The sequence below is a fragment of the Qipengyuania sp. genome (genome assembly GCF_043423005.1).
GTDB lineage: Bacteria > Pseudomonadota > Alphaproteobacteria > Sphingomonadales > Sphingomonadaceae > Qipengyuania.
Window position 1 is genome coordinate 1 of record NZ_JBHWMI010000086.1, and the last position, 2,696, is coordinate 2,696.

The 2,696-nt window shown below is 62.5% G+C and carries 3 protein-coding genes; all 3 read right to left on the reverse strand.

All coding sequences use genetic code 11. The features are described from left to right. Nucleotides 1–100 precede the first annotated feature (100 nt). From ACHFFA_RS11735 to ACHFFA_RS11745, 3 genes are read right to left on the reverse strand one after another with little or no spacing between them, the layout of a single operon-like run. Nucleotides 101–1,783 carry a recombinase family protein gene (locus tag ACHFFA_RS11735; protein ID WP_394271017.1) on the reverse strand — a complete coding sequence of 561 codons (1,683 nt, stop codon included), beginning with the start codon at nt 1,781–1,783 and terminating at the stop codon, nt 101–103. Then, nucleotides 1,776–2,198, reverse strand: a complete 423-nt coding sequence (locus tag ACHFFA_RS11740; RefSeq protein WP_394271018.1) for a DUF2924 domain-containing protein — start codon at nt 2,196–2,198, stop codon at nt 1,776–1,778. The genes ACHFFA_RS11735 and ACHFFA_RS11740 overlap by 8 nt, the downstream gene beginning before the upstream one ends. Beyond that, nucleotides 2,195–2,530, reverse strand: coding sequence for a DUF3489 domain-containing protein (locus ACHFFA_RS11745; protein ID WP_394271019.1), 336 nt, complete (start codon nt 2,528–2,530; stop codon nt 2,195–2,197). Before ACHFFA_RS11745 ends, ACHFFA_RS11740 begins: the two co-directional genes overlap by 4 nt. Between the last annotated feature and the right edge of the window lie 166 nt (nt 2,531–2,696).

The window sequence follows — 2,696 nt, forward strand, 5'->3', positions numbered from 1 at the left end:
TTGGTGAACTGCAGTCTGAGACTCAACTCTCCGAAGCAGATCTGGCGCAGATTTCGCCCGCCGTCTCAGGTCCAAGAATTCTGACTGCAGGTGGAGATGATCAGGAGAGGCCGAGCTCGCGTCGCTGATCGGCCCAGGCCAGCGGGAGCGGCGTTGCGAGGAGCCGCGCGGCGGTAAGCTGCTCGGGCTGTTTGCCTTCGACTATGGCAGTGACGATTTCGGGAGCAAGGCATGACAGTGCAACAAGCTTGCCAAGCCGAGTCCGGCACCGTCCTTCTTCGCGGGCAAGACTGGCAATCGACTTTTCGGGATTTGCGAGCACAAGGTCCTTGGCCTGATGCGCCTCGGCTATCAGCGCCACCAGCTTGCCATCGCGTCGAACCTGCCTCGCGTTAGCATTCTCCGTTCCGGGGATCATCAGACGAAGCTGGTGGCCCCGGCGAACACGCATTGCAGGGACGGTAATGATCAATGGCTTGGGAGATGTTGAGACGGTATCCAGTCCGAGCAGTCGGACAAGTGCACTGCGATCAATTTCGACCTCGACCCGATCCTCGTGCAGGCTGACGCGCTGAATGATTGCACCAAGCGTTTCTGCCTTCGCGTGAGACTTCCCGCTGCGCAATGTTGCAGCAGCGAGGTCGGCTTCATCACGGGCACGCTGGAGTTGCGCTGCCTCCATTTGCTGTGAGCCCGCGAGATCGATGATGAACTCCCCGTCGGTCAGCTTCGCGGCGATGCTAGTGCAGACAAGCTGTTCGAGGTCATGAGCCGAGACTCGCCATGCACGGGTACGATCAAGCAGGTCGGGACGGGTGACGTAGTATCGATAGCGCCTGCGCGACTTCGAGGCATGACTCGGGGTCATCGCGCGGTTCTCACCATCGATCACCTTGCCCAAGAGCAGGCTCGGGTGCTGGTGCTTCTGGCGGCGCGAGGAGCCAGACGCATTCGCGGCGAGCAATGCCTGCACCTCATCCCAGAGCTGCTCGTCGACGATTGGCTCCTGTTCCCCGGGATAGGCCTTGCCCTTATGAACGATGAACCCGCGGTAGATGCGGTTCGAGAGCAGGTGGTAGAGCGTGCCGCGCCGGTAGATGCAACCGCCCCGATGCGGCCCGCTGGACTTTTGCTGGACCTTGGTCCGGTAGCCTTCCCGGTCCAGCTCCTCGGCTAGTGCCGGGACCGACCCCAGCGCAACATACCGGCGCATGATGTGCCGGACCTGTTCGGCCTCGTCCTCGGTCACAACGAGTTTGCGGTCCTTCACTTCATACCCAAGCGGGACCGGACCGCCCATCCACAGGCCTTTCTTCTTCGAGGCGGCGATCTTGTCTCGGATACGCTCACCGGTGACCTCGCGTTCGAACTGGGCGAAGGAGAGCAGCATGTTGAGCGTCAGCCGCCCCATGCTGGTCGTAGTGTTGAAGCTCTGGGTGATGCTGACAAAGCTTGCTCCTGCGCGATCGAGCACCTCCACGATCTTAGAGAAGTCGGTGAGGCTGCGGGTGAGCCGGTCGATCTTGTAGAGCAGGACGATGTCGACCTTGCCGGCCTCGATATCGGCGAGCAGGCGCTTCAGCCCAGGCCGTTCCATATTGCCGCCCGAGAACCCGCCGTCATCGTAGCGGTCCCTGACGAGCACCCAGCCTTCGTGCCGCTGGCTCAGCGCGTAGGATGAGCAGGCCTCGTACTGGGCATCCAGCGAGTTAAACTCCTGCTCCAGGCCGTCCTCGGTCGACTTGCGGGTATAGACCGCACAGCGCAGCAGCTTATCAGCCATTGCAGGTCAGCCCGAAGAAGCGCGGTCCCGACCAGTGGGCACCGGTCACGTGCCGGGCAATCTCGCTCAGCGATCGCCAGGTCCGGTCGGCATATGTGAAGCCCTGTTCCAGCACCTCGACCGTGACGGTCTGACCGTTCCACTCGCGCACGAGCCGGGTACCGGGTGTCAGCTCGACGCGCGGACGGGCTGGCTCGGCACCTGGTCCCTCGATTGCCAGCCGCCTGAGTTCACGCGCAATCAGCACCGGCAGGGCGCCATGGCGGCGCTCCTGCAGGCGCTGTGCGACCAGCTGCCTAAGAAGGGCAGGCGGAACGGATGGAGGAGCCGTATTCTCCATCGCGCCCCATTTCTCCCTCAGCTGCGCAGGCGAGAGACTCGCCAATGCGCCAAGCTCGTCATCCAGCCGGCTCATTGCGTGCCTGGCTCCACGACCGCGTACCGGCTGACACCATCAACCTTCGTCCGCTCGATGGTGTGGCCCTTCCTCTTGAGCCCGGTCATTGCCGCCCTCGCGGTATGCGGTAGCCAGTTGGTCGCCTCGACCAGTTCGTCGAGGGTGGCGCCGCCGGTCCGCTTCAGAAGCTGGAGAACCTCATCGATCTTTGACGGCTTCAGAGGGTTGGGGCCTGTGTTCTCTTTACCCTTCTCAGCCTGCGCCACGGCATTGTCCTTCGTCCCAGCTTGCGTGGCCATCAGCTCACGCGCCGTCCGGCGCTTGTGCTTTGTAATGGTTGTATCTGTCATGGGTGGTCTCCTGTACGAGGCAGCCCAACTGCTGCCTCACCACCCGAAGCCCTGCCGATCATGTCGGCCAGGGCGGCGGCAGTCCTCCGGGACCGCGATTCACATGAACACCAATGCTTCCTCTTCAGGCGAAGTCGAGTTCATTCTAAGCGTCAGCTTTGCGCCC

Excerpts from the sequence above, each read along its gene's own strand:
- ACHFFA_RS11735 (WP_394271017.1), bottom strand. The coding sequence starts at position 1,783 with ATGGCTGATAAGCTGCTGCGCTGTGCGGTCTATACCCGCAAGTCGACC.
- ACHFFA_RS11740 (WP_394271018.1), bottom strand. The coding sequence starts at position 2,198 with ATGAGCCGGCTGGATGACGAGCTTGGCGCATTGGCGAGTCTCTCGCCT.
- ACHFFA_RS11745 (WP_394271019.1), bottom strand. The coding sequence starts at position 2,530 with ATGACAGATACAACCATTACAAAGCACAAGCGCCGGACGGCGCGTGAG.